This window comes from Kitasatospora sp. NPDC004240, assembly GCF_053603215.1.
In genome coordinates, this window is record NZ_JBSGFD010000165.1 from 1 (window position 1) to 19,189 (window position 19,189).

16 protein-coding genes are annotated in these 19,189 nt (G+C 75.7%); 11 read left to right on the forward strand and 5 right to left on the reverse strand.

Annotated features, from left to right (window positions below; translation table 11 throughout):
- The first annotated feature begins 1,010 nt into the window (after positions 1 to 1,010).
- The 8 genes from ACWEQL_RS32270 (at position 1,011) to ACWEQL_RS32305 (ending at position 8,991) form a co-directional block, all read left to right on the forward strand.
- Positions 1,011 to 2,438, forward strand: coding sequence for a hypothetical protein (locus ACWEQL_RS32270; protein ID WP_452153908.1), 1,428 nt, complete (start codon positions 1,011 to 1,013; stop codon positions 2,436 to 2,438).
- 58 nt (positions 2,439 to 2,496) lie between these two features.
- Positions 2,497 to 2,925, forward strand: a complete 429-nt coding sequence (locus tag ACWEQL_RS32275; protein WP_452153909.1) for a phage tail protein — start codon at positions 2,497 to 2,499, stop codon at positions 2,923 to 2,925.
- An 80-nt stretch (positions 2,926 to 3,005) separates the two neighbouring features.
- The gene (locus tag ACWEQL_RS32280) at positions 3,006 to 3,728 is read left to right on the forward strand and encodes a CIS tube protein (protein WP_452153910.1); all 723 of its coding nucleotides are present in this window, start codon (positions 3,006 to 3,008) and stop codon (positions 3,726 to 3,728) included.
- A gap of 8 nt (positions 3,729 to 3,736) precedes the next feature.
- Positions 3,737 to 5,506 (forward strand): VgrG-related protein, encoded by a 1,770-nt coding sequence (locus ACWEQL_RS32285; RefSeq protein ID WP_452153911.1) that lies wholly within the window; start codon positions 3,737 to 3,739, stop codon positions 5,504 to 5,506.
- Between the two features lie 117 nt (positions 5,507 to 5,623).
- Positions 5,624 to 6,001: a PAAR domain-containing protein gene (locus ACWEQL_RS32290; RefSeq protein ID WP_452153912.1), complete on the forward strand. Its 378-nt coding sequence runs from the start codon at positions 5,624 to 5,626 to the stop codon at positions 5,999 to 6,001.
- 1 nt (position 6,002) lies between these two features.
- Positions 6,003 to 6,455 (forward strand): GPW/gp25 family protein, encoded by a 453-nt coding sequence (locus tag ACWEQL_RS32295; protein WP_452153913.1) that lies wholly within the window; start codon positions 6,003 to 6,005, stop codon positions 6,453 to 6,455.
- A complete protein-coding gene (locus ACWEQL_RS32300) occupies positions 6,455 to 8,404 on the forward strand; it encodes a putative baseplate assembly protein (protein WP_452153914.1) in 1,950 nt (649 codons plus the stop codon). Before ACWEQL_RS32295 ends, ACWEQL_RS32300 begins: the two co-directional genes overlap by 1 nt.
- Complete coding sequence (locus tag ACWEQL_RS32305; RefSeq protein WP_452153915.1) at positions 8,401 to 8,991, forward strand: phage tail protein; 591 nt, start codon at positions 8,401 to 8,403, stop codon at positions 8,989 to 8,991. Before ACWEQL_RS32300 ends, ACWEQL_RS32305 begins: the two co-directional genes overlap by 4 nt.
- Before the next feature lie 114 nt (positions 8,992 to 9,105).
- On the opposite strand, the gene ACWEQL_RS32310 is transcribed toward ACWEQL_RS32305, so the two are convergent.
- Positions 9,106 to 10,773: a COG1470 family protein gene (locus tag ACWEQL_RS32310; protein ID WP_452153916.1), complete on the reverse strand. Its 1,668-nt coding sequence runs from the start codon at positions 10,771 to 10,773 to the stop codon at positions 9,106 to 9,108.
- A 203-nt stretch (positions 10,774 to 10,976) separates the two neighbouring features.
- Positions 10,977 to 13,985 carry an AAA family ATPase gene (locus tag ACWEQL_RS32315; protein WP_452153917.1) on the reverse strand — a complete coding sequence of 1,003 codons (3,009 nt, stop codon included), beginning with the start codon at positions 13,983 to 13,985 and terminating at the stop codon, positions 10,977 to 10,979.
- Between the two features lie 802 nt (positions 13,986 to 14,787).
- Here ACWEQL_RS32315 and ACWEQL_RS32320 point away from each other — a divergent pair.
- The 3 genes from ACWEQL_RS32320 (at position 14,788) to ACWEQL_RS32330 (ending at position 18,175) form a co-directional block, all read left to right on the forward strand.
- The gene (locus ACWEQL_RS32320; RefSeq protein ID WP_452153923.1) at positions 14,788 to 15,405 is read left to right on the forward strand and encodes a helix-turn-helix transcriptional regulator; all 618 of its coding nucleotides are present in this window, start codon (positions 14,788 to 14,790) and stop codon (positions 15,403 to 15,405) included.
- Positions 15,406 to 15,665: 260 nt separating this feature from the next.
- Positions 15,666 to 17,489, forward strand: coding sequence for a bifunctional metallophosphatase/5'-nucleotidase (locus ACWEQL_RS32325; RefSeq protein WP_452153918.1), 1,824 nt, complete (start codon positions 15,666 to 15,668; stop codon positions 17,487 to 17,489).
- 269 nt (positions 17,490 to 17,758) lie between these two features.
- Positions 17,759 to 18,175, forward strand: a complete 417-nt coding sequence (locus ACWEQL_RS32330; RefSeq protein ID WP_452153919.1) for an SgcJ/EcaC family oxidoreductase — start codon at positions 17,759 to 17,761, stop codon at positions 18,173 to 18,175.
- A 21-nt stretch (positions 18,176 to 18,196) separates the two neighbouring features.
- Here ACWEQL_RS32330 and ACWEQL_RS32335 read toward each other — a convergent pair whose 3' ends face one another.
- From ACWEQL_RS32335 to ACWEQL_RS32345, 3 genes are all read right to left on the reverse strand, one after another.
- Positions 18,197 to 18,418: a hypothetical protein gene (locus ACWEQL_RS32335; RefSeq protein WP_452153920.1), complete on the reverse strand. Its 222-nt coding sequence runs from the start codon at positions 18,416 to 18,418 to the stop codon at positions 18,197 to 18,199.
- A gap of 3 nt (positions 18,419 to 18,421) precedes the next feature.
- Positions 18,422 to 18,562: a hypothetical protein gene (locus ACWEQL_RS32340; protein ID WP_452153921.1), complete on the reverse strand. Its 141-nt coding sequence runs from the start codon at positions 18,560 to 18,562 to the stop codon at positions 18,422 to 18,424.
- 25 nt (positions 18,563 to 18,587) lie between these two features.
- Positions 18,588 to 19,189 (reverse strand): FKBP-type peptidyl-prolyl cis-trans isomerase (locus ACWEQL_RS32345; protein ID WP_452153922.1); only part of this gene is annotated, 602 nt, incomplete at its 5' end.

Sequence of the window (19,189 nt, forward strand, 5' to 3'; positions counted from 1 at the left end):
CCGCCAGCCACGCCCTGCGCCGCGAGGTCGAGCAGAGCTGGAGCCGGCTCGAGGACCTCGTCACCGCGGGCCTGACCGCCGACGAGTGCACCGAGGCCCTGCACATCCTCGAACGCCTGGAACAGAACCTCGCCCAGAGCGCCACCCCTTCCTGAAGAGCAGCGGTACAAGGGCGCGGTCACCCGCCGTGCATCAGGCAGCAGGGTGGCCGTTCTGACGGCCGCTGGGTGGGTCCGGTAGCCCTGAGCCGGTGCGGACTCCGGACGAGAAGAGCAGCCCCGAGTACGACGCGGCGTGCGAGAAAGCCGTGACAATCGGCGACCCGCCGGCTGCACCCGCGGGACCTGGACGCCTACGCCACCATCACCTACGAGGTGGCCGGCCTCCACCAGGGCGACGAGGACGGCTTCGAGGACGAGGACCAGGACGACGAGGTGCCCGGCGACCTGGACCTCGTGCTGGAGTGGGCCCGCGCGGGGGTGGGCGTCCTCCAGCAGTCCCTGCCCTGGCCGTTCCGCGACCTCCTGCTATACGGCGAGCTGGACAACCGGCCCGCCCCCGCATCCTCTACTGCTACGCCGACCTGCTGCGTCGCCGCGACCCGAAGGCGGCCGCGCCGTGGCTCACCGCGCTGGTCCACCTCAACCCGAACGACAACATGGGCGCCCGGTTCATCGCCCCCGACGGTCCCCAGTACCCCGGATTCTGAGCAGCACAGAAGGCCGCTGTCCTGCGCCCGCGGGGTGACGGCCTTCGGTGTGTGCGGGGCCGCGGGCCGGGGCGGCCAGCATGTACGGCCGGCCGCCCCGGGCGTCGATGCCGTGCCAGCGTCCGGGCGCCGTGGGGATGTACGTGCCGGGCGGTGTGGGGCAGGGCATGACCGCGCGCCCTGGTCGGGACGCTCGGTGTGCTCAACGAGTGGGCGCGGGTTGGGATGCGTGGTCGCCGGTTTCCCATCCGCAGCGCCGGCACTCCCGGCACCGCCCGTCCCACGGGCGGCGACCGCCGACGTGCCGAGCCACCCGGCCACGGCGGCCGCCGGCCGTACCGAAGCGGCGCTCCCGGCCGTCCAGCGGGCCGCCACGCGCACCGACGGGCCGGATGCCGCCGCGCCGCGGTCCGCCGTGCCCGCCGTGCCCGCCGTGCAGCGAGCCCACACCGCTGAACCGCACGCCGCCGAACCGACGCCCGGCCGCTCCGACGCGCCCGTGGTCCGGCGCGCCGCCCATGTGGCGCCCGCCGCGGAGCCGGACGCCGTTGCGAAGCCCGGCGGAACCCCCTCACCCGTCGCCCGGCCCACCCGTGCCGCAGCCCCGGGCGCCGCCGTCCAGCGTGCCCGTACGCCCGCCGTGGAGACCGCCCAGTCCGCCCAGTCCGCCCAGGCCACCCAGGCCGCTCCCCCGGCCCCCGCCGGGACGCCGCCCCTCCCTCACCGCGCCCGTACGCACGCGCAGGCGCCGGCACAGGCGGCCGGTGTCCCGTCCGGTCCGGCTGCTCCGGCCGCCGTCCAGCGCGCCCGTGCCGGGGAAGCGGCCGCCCCGGTGGTCCGGCCCGCGCCCGGCACCGCGCGGCACGGCACGGCGCCCACGCCGGTCACCGTGGCGCCGGGCCGCACGAGCGTCGAGCCGACGAGCCCGCCCGTCCCGCAGCCCGTCACCGCTCCCCGGGCCGCAGCCGCACCCACAGCCGCGACCGCGACCGCGACCGCACCCGCACCCACGCCCGCCGTCCAACGCGTCCGTATCGAGCCCCCGGCCGGCCCGCCGGCGCCCGTGGGCGTTCCCACCGTCCAGCGCGTACGGACGGCCGTGGCGCCGGCCGTCGGCGCGCTCGCCCGGCCCGTGCCGCCGCCCACGGCCCGGGCGAGCGCCGTGATGCCTGCTGCCCCGCCCGTCCCGGTGCGCTTCGCGCCCGTGCGCCCGGCCGCGCCGGTGCCGCCCGTCCTGCAGCGCAGCTCCGCCGCGCCCGGCGGTGCCCTCCCGTCGCCGCCACCGGCCCTGCCCGTGCTGCGGCGCGGCTCCGGCCCCACCGCTGCCGCCACCGGGTCGGACCTCGGCGGTCCCGAGCCCTTCGGCCCGCCACTCCCGCCGGCCCCGGCGACCACCTCGACCCTGCCGACCCCGCCGACCGTGCAGCGCGACGCCACCCCCGCCCCGAGCCCCACCCCGGCCGGGACCACGGTGGACCTGGGCGCGCACGCCGGGCCCCCGTCCCCCTACGACCGGCCGGGCGCGACCGCCACCGCGGCCGAGCAGGCTCCGGCGCCCGCCGCCGGGACCGCCCCCGACGACATCCCCGAGCGTCTCCTGCGGAGCCTCGACCGCCGTCACCTCGACGAGTTGGCCCGCCGGCTCGCCGAGCCGATCGGCCGGGTGCTGCGGGCCGAGCTGCGGCTCGGACGCGAGCGCGCCGGCCGCAACCTGGACGTCTCGCGATGACCCCGGCCCCGTCCACAACGACCCCGACCACGACACCCCCGACCGAGAGAGCCCGCCCGTGACCGTCCCCTACCCCGGTACGACCGTCCACTTCCAGCTGCAGATCAGCGGGATCGACCTGGGCGGCTTCTCCACCTGCAGCGGCCTCGGCGCGCACGTGGAGGTCGAGCAGCGCCGGGAGGGCGGTAACAACGACTTCGTCTGGCAGCTGCCGACCCGCATCACGTACCCGAACGTCACGCTGTCGCGCGGGCTGACCTCCGACACCGCGAAGGTGGCCCGGTTCCTGGCGACGCTGCCGACCAGGGTGACCCGGGGTACGGCCCAGATCACCGCGCTGACACCGGCGTTGGCGAACGGGCCGGTGCTGGCGACGTGGGCGCTGCGCGAGGTGGTGGTGGTCCGCTGGACGGGCCCGTCGTTCGACCCGAACCGCTCGGAGGTGGCCACCGAGAGCATCGAACTCGCCCACCACGGCTTCCTCTGACAAGGTCCGCCCCCCCGACCCAGCCACCCCGCCGATCCCACCACCCCGCCGACCCCCCTCACGGAGAGAGCGCGAACCCCATGCCCACCAGCCCCGCCAAGGCCACCCTGACCGCCTACGAGCCGCCGCCCCGACCGGGTGCGCAGCCGGGCGGGCGGATCGGGCCCGAGCTGCGGTTCCAGTTCAACCCGCACACGCTGGCGCTGTCCAAGGGCGCGCAGTGGCGGCAGAACCTGGTGCGCGGCGGGGAGGAGACCGGGGTTCCGGAGTTCATCGGCGCCCAACCGCGGCGGCTGAGTGTGGAGTTGTTCCTGGACGCGACGGCGACGCACGACGACGGGGTGGCGACGGCGGTGGAGACGCTGTTGGGCTGGTGCGCGCCGACGGCGGCGAGCATCGCGGCGAAGGCACCGAGTCCGCCGCGGGTGGTGTTCACCTGGGGGTCGTTCTCCAGCGTGCGGTTCTTCGGCTACCTGGGGAGCGTCAACGCGACGTACACGCTGTTCGATCCGAGCGGGCGGCCGCTGCGGGCGAGCTGTCAGGTGCAGCTGACGGAGTCGGGCGAGCCGACGCCCGGCCAGAACCCGACCTCGGGGGCGCTGAACGCCCGCCGGGTGCACCGCCTGGTGGCGGGGGACAGCCTGGAGTCGCTGGCGTACCGGGAGTACGGGGACGCGACGGCCTGGCGGGTGATCGCGGAGGCGAACGGGATCGAGGACCCGATGCGGCTGCGGCCGGGGGTCGAACTGCTGGTGCCGGCGGCGGAGGAGCTGCGGGCGGCGGCCGGGGCTGGGACGAGGTAGCGGGCGCCATGTCGACGGGGAACAACACCAACACCTTCGTGCTCGGCTGCCCGGGCCCGCTGCCGCCGCCGTGGGCCGAGCAGCCGAAGGAGGTGCACGTGCAGGAGAGCGGGGGGCTGCCGGCCTCCGCGGTGGTGCGGGTCCTCGATCCGTACCGGCGGCTGCTGGAGCAGAGCGGGATCACCATCGGCCGGCCGTTCACGGTGCGGGCGCGCGGGGAGGGCGGTGCGTTGCTGCCGTTGTTCACGGGTGAGGTGATCGCGCTGGAGGCCGAGTTCGACGGGGACGGCAGCTGGACGACGGTCCGCGCGCTGGACCTCTCGCACCGGCTGCAGCGCGGCCGCCGGGTACGGGGTTTCCGGGACCGCCGGGCCTCCGAGGTGGTGCGGGAGCTGGCGCAGGCGGCCGGGGTGCGGCTGGGGCAGGTGGACGCGACGGCGACGACGTACGAGTACCTGACCCAGCCGAACGTCTCGGACTGGGAGTTCCTGCGCACGCTGGCGCTGGAGAACGGCCGGGAGCTGGTGATGCTGGACGGGCTGCTGCACTTCCGCGACCCGGTGCCGGCGGCGGCCGCGCCCGGGCCGGGCACGCGGGCCGAACAGAGCCCGTTCGTCCTGGAGTTGGGCGCGAACGTGCTGGCGGTGCGGGCGGCGGTGTCCTCGGTGGGGCAGGTGAACCGGGTGGAGGTGCGCGGCTGGGACGTCGCGGCCAAGCGGCCGGTGGAGTCGGTGGTGGCGGTGGCACCCAGTACGGAGCTGCGGTTCGGCAGTACGCCGGCCGAGGCGCTCGCCGCGTTCCCGCCGGCCACGCTGCTGGTGGCGGACGTGCCGTACCGGACGGACGCGGAGGCGGTGGCGGTGTCGGCGGCGCTGGCGGCCGACCAGGCGGCGGCGCTGGGCGAGTTGGAGATCACGGTGCGCGGCGAGCCCCGGCTGCGGGTGGGTTCGCCGGTGGCGGTGAGCGGCGCGGGCACGCCGTTCGACGGCAAGTACACGGTGACCTCGGCGGTGCACGTGGACCACGGCCTCGGGTACGAGACCCGGTTGACGGTCAGCGGCCGCCAGGACCGGGGGCTGTTCGGGCTGGCCTCGGGTGCCTCGGCGGCGGCCCGCTCGCCGCGGGTGCCGTCGGTGGCGACCGGTGTGGTGGTGGACGTGATGCGCGCCGGCGGGCTGCCCCGGGACGGGTACGGCGGGCAGGAGGAGCAGGGCTGGGTGCGGCTGGGCTTCCCGTGGCTGTCGGACGGCGCGCCCGGCGGCGAGGCGTATGTGAGCGACTGGTGCCGGACCGTGCAGTGGGGCGGGGTGGGCGGCGGCGGGGTGGTCTGCCCGGACGTCGGGGACGAGGTGCTGGTGGGCTTCGAGCAGGGGCTGCTGGACCGGCCGTACGTGATCGGCGGGCTGTACAACGGACGGGACCGGCCCTCGCCGGAACGCTCGGCGCTCACCGACGGCTACGGGCGGGTGAACCGCCGCTCGGTGGCGTCGCGGGCCGGGGACCGGATCGAGCTGCTGGACAGTGCCGTCCAGGAGCGCGGGGTGCGGCTGCGGACCGCCGACGACAAGCTGGTCCTCCACCTGGACCGGCAGCGCACGGCGGTGACGATCTCCAGCGACGGCACGGTGGACATCCGCTCCGCGGGGCGGGTGACCGTGCACGGCGACGGGGTCGAACTGGACGCCGGCGCGGGCGAGTTGAAGCTCTCGGGCCGGAGCGTCTCGATCCGGGGCACCACCGACGTGACCGTCCGGGCGACCACCATCAACCTCAACTGAGACGCCGGTCCGCCGAGGGCGGGCCGGGTACAGGCGCAGGCGCAGGCACAGGCACACGTACGGACCGACCACGGCCGCGAGGACCGCGGCGGACCGTCCGGCAGCGAAAGGGAACCGATGCCGCAGGCCGCCCGGGTGGGCGACACCACCAGCCACACCTACACCCCGGTGCTCCCCGGGCTGCCGACCGGCGCCCTGGGCCCGCCCGGGGCCGTCGCGCTGCCGCCGCTGCCGCTGGACCCGGGGCCGCTGCTGGGGATCACCTCGGTGCGGATCGGCGGGCAGCCGGCCGCCGTGGTCGGCACCCTGCACGCCTGCACCCCGCACCTGCCGCTGACGCTCACCCTGGCCAACCTGGTGCTGCCGCAGGTCCCGCCGCCGGTCACCGGCCGGGTGCTGATCGGCGGGTACCCGGCGGCCCGCCGGGGTGACCGGCTGACCTGCCAGGCCTCGATCAACGGCGGGGCGCCGAACGTGTTCATCGGGGGGCGTTGAGGTGCCCGAGCAGTTCGTCGGCGCGGGCTGGGCGTTCCCGCTGCGGTTCGACGCCACCGGTGCGATCGCCCTGGTCGACCGGGACCGGGAGATCACCGAGTCGATCCGGCTGGTGCTCGGCACCGCGCCGGGCGAGCGGCCGATGCGCCCGGAGTTCGGCTGCGGCATCCACGCGTACGCCTTCGCGACGGCCGACGCCGACACCGCCGGGCGGATCGGCTACGAGGTGCGACGGGCGCTGGACCGCTGGGAGCCGAGGATCGAGGTGGACGGGGTGGAGGTCTCGCTCGACGGCGCGGACACCGGCACCCTCTACATCGACGTCCGCTACACCGTGCGCGGCACCAACAACCCGCGCAGCCTGGTCTTCCCCTTCTACGTCATCCCGGCGCACGGGGAGCCGGCCGCGCCCGCGGCCGCCGCCGGCGCGCCCGTCCAGGAGAGTCACCGCTGATGGCCCTGCCCTCCCCCAATCTCGACGACCGCCGCTTCCAGCACCTGGTGGACGAGGCCAAGCGGTTCATCCAGCAGCGCTGCCCGGAGTGGTCCGACCACAACGTCTCCGACCCGGGCGTGACCCTGGTCGAGGCCTTCGCCCACATGACCGACCAGTTGCTGTACCGGCTCAACCGGGTGCCGGAGAAGAGCTACCTGGCCTTCCTGGACCTGGTCGGCGTGCGGCTGTTCCCGGCGGCCGCGGCCCGCGCGGAGGTCACCTTCTGGCTGTCCGCGCCCCAGCCGCGGCAGCTGCGGCTGGCACCGGGCACCGAGGTCGCCACCGTCGGCACCGGCCACGAGGACCGGATCGTCTTCGCCACCACCGGTGAACTCGCCATCAACCCCTGCGAGTTCACCCTGCTGCTGACCGGCGAGGAGGACGGCCGCCCGGCCGACGCGACCGAGGAGCTGCGGGCCGGGCGGGACGTGCGCTGCTTCGCCGAGAGCCCGCGCGCCGGGGACCGCTTCCTGGTCGGCCTCACCTCCGCCGTCCCGCACTGCGCGGTGCTGCTGCGGCTGGACAGCCGGGTGGAGGGCGTCGGCGTGGACCCCCGGCAGCCCCCGCTGGTGTGGGAGGCCTTCGACGGCGACGACTGGCTGCCCTGCGAGGTGGACAGCGACAGCACCGGCGGGCTCAACCGGCCCGGCGAGGTGGTGCTGCACGTCCCCGGCGGCCACGCGCTGGCCACGGTCTCCGGCCACCGGGCCGGCTGGCTGCGCTGCCGCGCCGTCGAGGCCCGGCCCGGCCAGCCGTTCTACGCGGCCTCGCCGACCGTGCGCGGGATCACCGCGGCCACCGTCGGCGGCACCACGGCCGCCCTCAACGCCCGTACGGTGGAGGGCGAGCAGCTCGGCGAGTCGCGGGGCACGCCGGGCCAGCGGTTCGCCGTCGCGCACCCGCCGGTGCTCGGCGGGGACGGCCCGCTCGCCGTGGAGGTCGCCACCGAGGACGGCTGGGAGCTGTGGCAGGAGACCGAGTCCTTCGCCGACTGCGACCCGTCGGACCGCCGCTTCACGGTCGACCGGAGCAACGGCGAACTGGTCTTCGGGCCCGCCGTGCGGGAGCCGGACGGCACGCTGCGCCAGTACGGGGCGGTGCCGCCCAAGGGCGCCCGGATCCGGGTGGTGCGCTACCGCACCGGCGGCGGGCGGCGCGGGAACGTGGCGCGCGGTGCCCTGTCGGTGCTGCGCAGCTCGGTGCCGTACCTGTCCCGGGTGGAGAACCGGGAGGCGGCCTCCGGCGGTGTGGACGGCGAGGACGTGACCTCGGCGATGGCCCGCGGACCGCTCCAACTGCGCACCCAGGAACGGGCGGTGACCGCCGCCGACTACGAGCTGCTGGCCCGCCGGGCGGCGCCCTCGGCGGCCCGGATCCGGGCGCTGGCGGCCGGCGCCGGCGCCGAGGAGGGCGGGGTGCGGGTGCTGGTGGTGCCCGCGGCCGTGCCGGACGAGGACGGACGGCTGCGCTTCGAGCAGTTGGTGCCGCCGGACGCGATGCTCGCCACCATCGCCGCCCACCTCGACGAACGCCGCCCGATCGGCGCCCGGCTGGTGGTGGAACCGCCCTACTACCAGGGCGTCACGGTGGTCGCCCGGCTGATGGCCCGGCGCGGTACGGCCGTCGGCCAGGTGCGCGAACGGGCCCTGGACGCCCTGTACCGCTACCTCGACCCGCTGACCGGCGGGGCGGACGGCCGGGGCTGGCCGTTCGGCCGCCCGGTGCAGGCCGGGGAGGCGTACGCGGTGCTGCAGCGGCTGCCCGGGGTCGAACTGGTCGACGACGTCCAGCTGTTCCCGGCGAACCCGCTGACCGGTGAGCGCGGGGCCCCCGGCGACCGGGTGGACCTGGAGCGCAACGCGCTGGTGTTCTCCTACCGCCACCAGGTCCGGGTGGAGGAGCTGTGAGCACCGGAGCGGTGAAGCCGGGAGCCGGGCGTGCCGTCACCCGGCGCTTCGCCGTCGACGGGCTGGCCACCCCGGAGCCCTTCGCCGGCCGGCTGCCCGAGGTGTACGCGGAGGGCGACCTCGGCGGCCGCTTCGTGGCCGCCTTCGACGACGTGCTGGCACCGGTCTTCGCCGTGCTGGACTGCCTGGACGCCTACTGGCGGCCGTGGTTGGCGCCGGACGACTTCGTGGACTGGCTGGCCGGCTGGGTCGGCGCCGACGGACTGGCCGAACTGCCGCCCCGGCTGCGGCGGGAGGCCGTCGCCGAGGCGGTCCGGGTGCACCGGCTGCGCGGCACCCCGGCGGGGCTCACCGCGCAGCTGCGGCTGCTGGGCGTGCGCGCCGAGGTGAGCGACAACGGCGGGGCCGCCTGGTCGGCCACCCCGGGCGGCGCGCTCCCGGGCGGGCCGCGGCAGTTCCTCCTCGTCCGGGTGGCCCCGCCGAGGGCCGGGGAGGGCACCGCCGAGGAGCTGCTGCGCCGGGTGGAGACGCTGGTCGCGGAGCACCGGCCGGCCCATGTCGCGTACCGGGTGGAGCTCTTCGCGTGAACCGGGCCGACGTGACCTGACCTGAGCCGGCCCGAGCCCACCCCGACACGACGGTGCCCCGCGGAACTCGTCCGCGGGGCACCGTCGTTCACGTGTCCGGAGCTACGGCCGGAGCTACGGCCGGGGCCAGGCGGCGGCCAGGACCGTGCCCGGGTTGTCGGGGCTCTTCACCCAGCCGGAGATCAGCGCGTTCAGCGCGACCGACATCGAACCGCCCGCCTTGGGCTGCTCGGTCTGGTACTTGCGCACCTGGTCGGCGAGCTTGGCGTCCCAGGCGGCGGTCGGCATGGCGGTCCGCTTCGACCAGGCGTTCAGCGCCTCCCGGGCGTACCGCTCGTCGTAGGACAGGTCGTCGGCGTTCACCTCGACCTGTCCGGCCCAGCGCACCGCGGCCCGCAGACTGAACTGGTCCCAGGTGTTCTTCCCCTCGCCGACCCGGCTGGCGTCACCGATCACCTCGTACATCCACAGCGCGGCCATGGTGGCCCGGCCCAGGTTGCCCTCCTTGTCGCTGGGCAGCAGATTGCCGGCCGGGACGCGGTTGTGGCGGTCGGTGGCCCGCTGGAAGCACTTCACCGCCTCCACCGTGTTGGCGTCCATCAGCCCGTACGTCACCGGCTTGCCGAGGCGGCAGTCGTTGCCGTCGGGCAGCCGCTTGAGCCGCTCCTGCGCGAAGGCCACGAACACGTTGCTGTCGCCCGCCCGGATCGGCAGCAGACCCTGCCGCGGCGCCGGTGCGGGCGCGCCGGGCTGGGCGGGACCCGGCGCCGGGGCCGGAGGCTGGGCACCCCCGCCGCCACCACCGCCACCACCGCCGGAGGACGAACCGCCGCCCCCGGACCCGCCGGAGCCCCCGCCACCGCCCGAACCACCCGACCCGCCACCGCCGGTGTTCGGCTGCTCCCCGGGCACGGCGGGCTGCTCGGCCGGCGGGGCGCCCGGCGGCGGCTCGCTCGGCGCCGGGGCCAGCGGGGGCGGCGCGATGGTGGCGGCCGCGGCGGCCATCGAGGCGCTGCCCGCCGCCAGCGGCTTGGCCCGGCTCGCCACCGAGGGGCTCGCCGTCAGCCACAGCGCGATCGCGCCGACCGTCAGCGCCGCCACCAGCCCGAGGACGGCCGGCGCCCAGCCCGGCAGCACCGCCCGGCTGAGGTGGCTCGCCTCCAGGTCCAGCGGCTCGGCGCCCTGGCGCCGCACCGAGACGGTCACCGGAACGGTCTCCTTGCCGCCGCTCCAGCGCACCTGCCTCGGTTTGACCGTCACCCGGCCGAAGACCGCCCGGCCCGGCTCGATCCGCACCGAGGACGGGTACGGCTCCACGTCGTACTGGTCGCCGGTGTCCTGGCCGGACAGCACCGCGGTGACCGGCGTGTTGCCCAGGTTGTCCACCGCGTACCGCATCCGGCCGCGGAACCGGCCCCGGCTGGTCGGCGGCACCAGCTCGGCCCGCAGCTCGGTGAACGGCGCGACCAGCAGCACCCCCTCCACCACGGTGACGGCCTCGCGCTGCTCGGACGGGGTCACCTGCACCGCGAACGGCTGCGGCCCGGCGGTCGCGTCCGGCGTCCGCGGCGGGGCGAAGGTCAGCTCGACGGTACCGGTGGTCCCGGGGTACTGGGTGAGCGTCGCGGGCTCGACGCTCACCCACTGCGCGGGCTCGCCCAGCGGGGTGATCCGGTACTCCTCGACGACATCGCCGGTGTTGCGCACCCGCAGGGTGACCGTGGTGGCACCGCCCGGCTCCACCGGGGCGGACGCGGGTTCCAGTGCAGTCCAGATACTCACCGCCGTGACCCTACGGCCGCCCCCCGCCCCCGTCACCGCCCTCCGGTGCCCGCCCGGGGGCACACCCGCCTGCCCGTACGGGCAGCGGCCCACATGGCCGCACCCCCGCCGCACCCGCACCCGGCCCCGCAGGGCACCCCACCCCGCCCCCCGCCCCGCAGGGCCCCGGAGGGCACCACCCCACCGCCCCACCAACCCCGCCCCTACCCCTCCAGCACACCCCCCAGCTCCACCCGCCGCCGCACCCCCAACTTCCGGAAGCTGTTGGTCAGGTGCGTCTCCACCGTACGGACCGCCAGGTGCAGCATGCCCGCGATCTCCCCGTTGGAGTGGCCCGCCGCGGCGAGCCGGCAGATCCGCAGCTCGCTGTCGGTCAGCGCCTCGGTGCCGGTGTGCTCGCCCTTGGTGGCGCGGGCCCCGGTGGCCCGCAGGGACTCCACGGCGATGGCCCGCAGCCGCAGGGCGCCGAGCCGTTCGGCGCGGGCGGCGGCCTCCCGCAGGGCCTGCCGGGCGGCGCCGCGGCGACCGCTGTCCCCGAGCAGCCGCCCGTAGGTGATCAGGGCGGGGATGAGTTCGGTGTCGATCCCGGCGCCGCGCAGCAGTTCGACCGCTTCGGCGGCGGTGTCCAGCCCGTGCCGGCCACCGGTGGCCGCGCCGAGGGCGCGCAGGGCGCGGCCGACGGCGCGCGGGGTGCCCCAGGTCCGGGCGAGCCGCAGTTCCTCCTCGGCGAGGGCGACGGCGGGGCCGGGTTCGCCGAGCAGGAGGTGGCAGTCGGCGGCGGCGCTGCGCCAGGGGGTGACGATGGGGCTCCAGACCTGCCGTTCACCCTGGCGGCGTCCGCATTCGACGAGGTCGGCGAGGGCGTCGGCGGGTTCGCCGCTGGCCAGGTGGAGCAGGCCGCGGGCGTACAGGTACTCGTTCCACTCCCAGGAGCCGGGTGAGCGGTCGGCGGCGGCGGTGCGGGCGAGGCCGTGGGCCTGCCAGAGCCGGCCGGTCTCGGTGAGCGCGATGACGGCCTGGGCGACCAGGTGGGCGTTCTGCTGGCCGAGGAGTCCGGCGTAGCGGGCGCGGGCGGGGGCGGCGTCGGCCGGGACGCCGTACCACCAGATGCGGTCGGCGCCACGGCCGGCGGCGGCTCCGCGGGGGTCGGGCGGGGCGGGTTCGGTGAGGTGGAGTTCGTCGAGGAGGGCCTGGTACCCGCCGCGCATGATGTGGGTCTCGGCGCGCACGCTGAGCAGGCACTGGTAGCCGGGTTCGAGGCTGGGGCCGCGGTGGGCGGCGAGGCCGAGTTCGACCAGGCGGTCGGCCTCGGGCAGCCGGTCGGCCCACTGGGCGAGGGTGGCGGCCGAGACGAGGACGTAGCCGCGGGACAGCGGGTCGATGTCGGCCTCGACCAACTCGTCGACGCGGGTGGCGACTTCGGCGGCGGACAGGACGCCGTTGGTGGAGTCGAACTCGGTGAGCAGCGCGTAGGCGGCCGGGGCGAGGCGGTGCGGGGTGCGGGCGGCTATGCGTCGGAGTCCTTCGACGACCTGGAGCCAGCTGTGGCCGTCGTGGGAGGCGATCAGCGCGGCGGCGGCCTGCACCGCGTGCACCAACTCCTCGCGGTCGGCGAAGCGTTCGGCGAGTTCCTCCATCACCTCCAGGGCGGCGGGGGTGTCGCCGCGGGTGGCCAGCACCGAGCAGAGGGTGTTGGCGGCGCGGAAGACGCCCTCGTCGGACTGCCGGAGGTCCACGGCCTCGGCCAGGTGCCGTACGCCGGCGGTGCGTTCGGTGTCGCCGAGGGTGACCTCCAGGCCGCCGAGGTCGGTGAGGACGTGGCCGCGCCGGCGGTCGGTGAGCGGTTCGTCGAGGGCGCGGCGCAGGAGGGCGACGGCTTCGGCGGGGCGGCCGGCATGTTCGGCGGTGCGGGCGGCGCGGCGCAGGGTGTCGGCGGCCCAGCGCGGTCCGGGGGCGGCGGTGAGCAGCAGGTGACCGGCCACGAGTTCGTCGGGTTCGCCGTTACGGTGCATGAACTCCGCCGCTGCCAGGTGGAGTTCGGTACGGCGCGGGCGGGGCAGGCCGGCCCGGGCGGCGGCGGCGAGCAGGGGGTGGGCGAAGGCGGGCCAGTCGCCGGGGGCGCCGGGGGCGAGCAGGCCGTGGGCGGTGAGCTCGCCGAGCCAGCCGGTGATCCGTTCGGGGTCGGCGCCGCAGAGCTCGCCGAGCATGGGGGCGGGGCGGCAGCGGCCGGCCACGGGGGGTTCGCCGGCCGGTTCCCCGGCGCCGTCCTCGGCCCGTCCGCGGGCGGCCGGATGTTCGTGGAGTTCGGCGAGGGCGCGGGCGGTGACGAGGGCGCGTTCGCCGCCGCCGCGCAGCCACTGGGCGAGGGCGTCGGGGTAGGCGCCGCCGGGGAGCAGGGCGCGGGCGTCGGCCAGCGCGGTGGTGGCGGGTGGCAGCGGGTGGTCGCGCAGGTCGGCGAGGAGGGCGGTGAGCAGCAGCGGGTTGCCGCCGGTGGCCCGGGCGCAGTCGGCGGCGAGCGCGGCGGTGGTGCGGGCGGGGGCCAGGGCCCGGACCAGCCGGGTGGCGGCGCCGGGGGTGAGCGGGTCGAGGCGGTGGGTGTCGGTGAGGGCGGGCGGCAGGCCGCGGCCGAATCCGGGGGCCGGTTCGGCGGGGCCGTCGAGGCGTTGCTGCCGGTGTTCGGTGACCAGCAGCAGGAGCGGCAGCCGGTCGATCCGCCGGGCGACCCGGTGCAGCCAGCGGCGGGAGGGTTCGTCGGCGAGGTGGACGTCGTCGAGGGCGAGCAGCAGGGGGCCGCGGGCGGTGTGCCGGCCGAGCAGGTCCCACAGTTCGGCCTCGGCCCGGACGCATTCCCCGGGTCCCGTCCCGGGGTCGGCCGGGCGCGGGGCGGTCTCGAAGAACTGCCGGGCGGCCGCGTAGGCGCTGGCGCTCTCGTCGGCGGCGCAGCGGGACCACAGCACGACGCCGCCGCGGCCGTGCTCGCGGCGGGCGGCCTCGGCGAGCAGGGCGCTGCGGCCGGTGCCGGTCGCGCCGGTGAGCAGCAGGACGCTGCCGTGGCCGTCGCGGGCGCGGGCGGCGGCGCGGGCGATCCGGTCGAGCTGCGGTCCGCGTTCGGCGAGGGCGGGCGGGGCGTCGGGCAGGTCGGGGCCGGTGCGTGGCCGGTGGCCGTCGGCGGCCCGCCCGGGCTGCCGTCCCCGCTCGCTGACGGTGTTCATCCGCTGTCCCCTCCCCGAGGTTCCCGACCGGGCCGACCGAACGGGCACTCATCGCCGGCACGCGGGGTAAACGGCTTGACGCCACGTCAGCGTGTCGACTAGAGACACGATTCTCGCCGCAGCCGGGTCGCACGCGTACGGCGCCCCCGGGTCCATTGCCGTTTTGTTCCGTCCGGGGCCTTTCACCTGGGTGGACGCCGGCCCTCCGGTCCGGCGTCCCGGCGCGGGCGCCCGGTGGCGTGGCACTCGTCGTCGTGGTGCGGGCAGCCGATCTCGTGGTGGACCACGATGGCCGCGAGGGCGGCCCGCTGGGGAGCATGAGGTCAAGGCCGGGGGCACACCGCCGCATCCTGACCCAACCCTTGACCCGCCGCATGTCGCATCCATGCGGTGTTCCCCCGGCGTGGCCACGCCCGCCGCCCCGAGTGGCCGGGCCCGACTTCCAGGAGGGGCCAGCTTGACTGTCCTGCACACCGAGTACGACCCGCACGCCGGTACGCCGCGCGCTGCGGGCGTGCCGCGCACCGGCGGCCCGCAGCGCGCCGCCGGCACCGCCAAACACACCGGCGTCCAGCACGCCGGCACCCAGCACGCCGTCGCCCCCCACGGCAGCGCCCCGCACACCCCGACCGCGCACGCGCCCACCACCCACGGTGTCGCCCAGCACTCCTCCGCCGCCCCCCACGGCGGCGCCGCACAGCACCCGCGGGCCGCGCGCACCGTACCGCCCCAGCGGCCGACCCCCGGGCAGCGGGCGGCCGCGCCGGGACGCGCGCACGGCCAGGGCCCCGCCCAGGCCCGGATCGCCGTCCAGGTGCACGCGGCCGACCCGATCACCCGGGCCGGCGCCGAGGCCCAGCTGCGCCAGTGCCCCGGCCTCGACCTCGTGGACACGGCGGCCTCCGGCACCTCGGGCACGGTCGCGGTGCTGCTCGCCGACACCGCGGACGCCACCGCCACCGCCGCGCTGCGCCGTCTGGTGCGCGGCGGCGAGCAGCGGGTGGTGCTGGTGGTCGAGCGGATGCGCGAGGCCGAGCTGCTGGAGGCCGTGGAGTGCGGCGTGGCCGCCATCCTCTGGCGGCGGGAGGCGACCGCGGCCCGGCTGGGCCAGGCGGTGCTGGCCGCCGCCCGCGGTGACGGCGATCTGCCGGCCGACCTGCTGGGGCGGCTGATCACCCAGATGGGCCGGCTGCAGCGCAGCGTCCAGGGCCTGCCCGGGTACACCCCGCCGGGGCTGTCGGAGCGCGAGTCCGACGTGCTGCGGCTGGTCGCCGAGGGCTGGGACACCGGTGAGATCGCCGCGAAGCTGTCGTACTCCGAACGGACCGTCAAGAACGTGCTGCACGGTCTGACCACCCGTCTCCACCTGCGCAACCGGGCGCACGCCGTCGCCCACGCCCTGCGCGAGGGCTACATATAGGCCGACTCCGGCCCTCCCCCGAACCGACCGCCGCGTCCCCTCCCCCAGGGGCGCGGCGGTCGGCGTTCCCCAGGGCGCGCCGGCCTGCGCGTCACCCACCCGCCACGGTCATGAACGAGTCGCCAAGATCTCACCTGCCGGACAGCTCCGGGGACTATCAATCCGCCGTCACGCACGGCACACTTCTACGCGCGTCACCCCTCGCGGACGTGACGGTCCGTCCCATCCAGCAGTAGTTTCCCCACCCGGGAGTCGCTTCCATGTCCCTGAACCGCCGTGACTTCGTCGCCCGGTCCGCCGCCACCGCCGCCGGCGCCGCCCTGGCCGGCAGCGCCACCCTCGCCGCCGCCTCCCCCGCCGCGGCGGCCGGTCCCGACGACCTCCGGGGCAAGGGCAAGGGCAAGCGCCAGGCCTTCACCGTGATGGGCACCACCGACCTCCACGGGCGGGTGCTGAACTGGGACTACTTCACCGACGCCGTCTACGCCGACAAGGCCCACAACGAGGTCGGCCTCGCCAAGATCTCCACCCTGGCCAAGCAGGTCCGCGAGGAGAAGGGCTGGGACCGCACCCTGCTCATCGACGCCGGCGACACCATCCAGGGCACCCAGCTGACGTACTACTACGCCCGCGTCGAGCCGATCGCCACCGAGGCGGACACCGCGCCCGAGCACCCGATGGCGCTCGCCATGAACACCATGGAGTACACCGCCGCGGCGCTCGGCAACCACGAGTTCAACTACGGCATCGACACCCTGCGCGCCTTCGAGGAGCAGCTGGACTTCCCGCTGCTCGGCGCCAACGCGCTCAACGCCCGCAACGAGCGCCCCGCCTTCCCGCCGTACGTGATCCGCAAGCTCAGGCTCGGCGGCCAGGTGCTCAAGGTCGGCATCCTCGGCCTGACCAACCCCGGCATCGCCATCTGGGACAAGGCCAACGTCGCCGGCAAGATGACCTTCCCCGGCCTGGTGGAGACCGCCAGGATCTGGGTCCCGAGGATGAAGGCCGCCGGCGCCGACGTCATCGTGGTCGCCGCGCACTCCGGCATCGACGAGGCCACCTCCTACGGCGACCAGCTGCCCTGGGCGGAGAACGCCTCGGGCGCCGTGGCCGAGCAGGTCCCGGGCATCGACGCGATCCTGGTGGGCCACGCCCACAAGGAGATCCCGCAGCGCCTGGTCGTGAACAAGGAGACCGGCCGGACCGTCGTGCTCTCCGAGCCGCTGTGCTGGGGCCAGCGCCTGACCTGCTTCGACTTCGAGGTCGAGTTCGACAAGGGCGCCTGGAAGGTCGTCTCGCTGTCCGCCCGGGTGCTGAACTCCAACACCGTCCCGGAGGACCCCGAGATCGTCAACCTGATGACCGACCAGCACAAGAAGGTCGTCGCGTACGTCAACCAGGTCATCGGCACCGCCAAGGTCGAGCTGTCGATCGCCGAGGCGCCGTTCAAGGACACCCCGATCATCGACCTGATCGGCCGCGTCCAGGCCGACGTGGTCCGCGAGGCGCTCGCCGGCGGCCAGTACGCCAAGCTGCCGGTCCTCGCCCAGGCCGCCCCGTTCAACCGCAGCGCCAGGATCCCCGCCGGCCAGGTCAAGCTGCGCGACGCCGCCGGGCTCTACATCTACGAGAACACCCTGGAGGCCCGCATCCTGACGGGCGCCCAGATCAAGGACTACCTGGAGTTCTCCGCCCGGTACTACGCCCAGGTCGCCCCCGACGCCCCGGTCGACAAGGCCACCCTGACCAACGCCGGCAACACCCCGGACTACAACTACGACGCGGTGTACGGCGTCTCGTACGACATCGACATCGCCCAGCCGGCCGGCTCGCGCATCGTCAACCTCTCCTTCGAGGGCAAGCCGGTCGACCCGGCGCAGCAGTTCGTGCTCGCCGTCAACAACTACCGTGCCAACGGCGGCGGCAACTTCCCGCACGTCGCCGCCGCCCAGAAGGTGTGGGCCAACTCCGACGAGATCCGCAACGCGATGATCGCCTGGGTCAAGGCCAAGGGCGTCATCGACCCGGCCAACTTCGCCGCCGAGTCCTGGAAGCTCGTCCGCGCCGGCCAGCCGGTCTTCTGAGCCCGCCGAACGCGCTCGGCCCCCGCCGCCCCGCCGCCCACACCCGTGGCCGGCGGGGCGGCGCCGTTCCGACGGCCGCCACGACCGCGCGCACGTACTCCGGAACGTCCTCGTCCCACGCGGGCGGCTCGACATCCGTCCACACCTCGAAGAACCGCTCGACGTACCCCCGCAGCCCCTCCGGATCCGGCTCCCCCACCGGCTCCACCGCTTCCCTCCCTCACCTCGCCCTTGACCTCAACCGCACTTCACGTACCAGAGTGGTCCGCATGAACCCGGAGCCCACGGCCCACGAGGCCGACATCGCAGCGATCCACCGGCTCGTCGCCACCGTCGAGCACTCCCAGCGGATCAAGGATCCGGAGGAGTTCCTGTCGCTCTTCCACCCCGACGCGATCTGGACCACCGGCGGCGGCAAGGTCCTCATCGGCCTCGACGCCATCGCCGAGTTCACCCGTCAGGTCCTCCCCGCCGACGACTGGGACGGCCAGGTCAGCTACGAGGTGGTCCACACGCTCTTCATCCGCCCCGACATCGCCGCCGTGAAGGTCCGTCAGCTCTACACGTCCACCGCCGAGACCAGCGAGGGCACTCCTTTGTACGTCGTCTCCAAGCAGCCCGACGACCGCTGGCTCCTGACCGCCTGCCAGAACACCAGCGTCCATCCCGAGTACGCCGCCGCGTGAGAGGTCGACGGGGCCGACTTCTCACGCGGGCAGAGAATCCGGCCGGCCATCCTCCGGAAACGACCCGTCGGTGACGACGACGCCGACGGCGCAGTGGTAACAGCGGAACGTCACCTCATCGTGGCGGTACCAGTCGTGGCTTCCGCAGTCCTTCCCGCCCTTGGGGGCCATCCACATCAGGCGGAGGGGCAGTGCGGTCCGCAGGGACGTCCGCCACCGGTAGCGTGCGCGCACGGTGAACACCTCTCAGTCCTCCTTCCGCGGAGGGGACAGCACCTTCTTCACGTCCGCGGCGAACACCCTGACGGCGTCGACGGTGTTGATCCAGCTGAGGATCCAGAAGATCCCACGGCCGACGGCCAGCAGGCCGGAAACGACGATGTCCACTCGATACCTCTGTGATGAAGCCGGGTCAGCCGGGCGTGGAGCTGACGGTCAGGATGTCGACGACGAAAACCAGGACGTCCGTGCCCTTGATCTCGCCCTGACCCTGGGGCCCGTAGCCGAGGGCGGGCGGGACGGCGAACTCCAGCCGGCTGCCGGCCGACTTGCCCAGCAGGGCGGTGTCCCAGCCCTCGATGAGCTGGCCGACGCCGACCTGGGCGACGAGGGGTTCACCGCGGGCGAAGGAGCTGTCGAGGACGCCGGTGCGGTCCCAGGCCTGCAGGACGTAGTGGCAGCTCACGTGGTCGCCCTTGGCGACGGGGGTGCCGGTGCCAGCGTGGAGGGTGCGGACGACCAGCTCGGTGGGCGGGGTGCCCCGGCCGACGGCCAGGGTGGGGGTCTCGCCGAAGGCCTTGCCGGAGGTGATCGCGGGGAGCCCGCCCTCGTCGGCCGCGGCGGCCGCGGCGGGGGTGGACGGGGCGCTTTCCGGCGTCTCCTCGGCGGAGGGGGCGGCGGAGGCGGCGTCCGAGGCGTACGCGGACGGGCTCGCCCCACCCGCCCCCTGGGCGTTGTCCCCCGCGGCCGAGGCGCCGCCGCCCGTGGTGCCGCCCGTGCCACCGTCGTCCCCCA

Bases quoted from the DNA above. Each gene is read 5' to 3' on its own strand.
- ACWEQL_RS32280 (WP_452153910.1), top strand. From the start codon at position 3,006: ATGCCCACCAGCCCCGCCAAGGCCACCCTGACCGCCTACGAGCCGCCG.
- ACWEQL_RS32285 (WP_452153911.1), top strand. From the start codon at position 3,737: ATGTCGACGGGGAACAACACCAACACCTTCGTGCTCGGCTGCCCGGGC.
- ACWEQL_RS32290 (WP_452153912.1), top strand. From the start codon at position 5,624: ATGCCGCAGGCCGCCCGGGTGGGCGACACCACCAGCCACACCTACACC.
- ACWEQL_RS32300 (WP_452153914.1), top strand. From the start codon at position 6,455: ATGGCCCTGCCCTCCCCCAATCTCGACGACCGCCGCTTCCAGCACCTG.
- ACWEQL_RS32315 (WP_452153917.1), bottom strand. From the start codon at position 13,985: ATGAACACCGTCAGCGAGCGGGGACGGCAGCCCGGGCGGGCCGCCGAC.
- ACWEQL_RS32325 (WP_452153918.1), top strand. From the start codon at position 15,666: ATGTCCCTGAACCGCCGTGACTTCGTCGCCCGGTCCGCCGCCACCGCC.
- ACWEQL_RS32330 (WP_452153919.1), top strand. From the start codon at position 17,759: ATGAACCCGGAGCCCACGGCCCACGAGGCCGACATCGCAGCGATCCAC.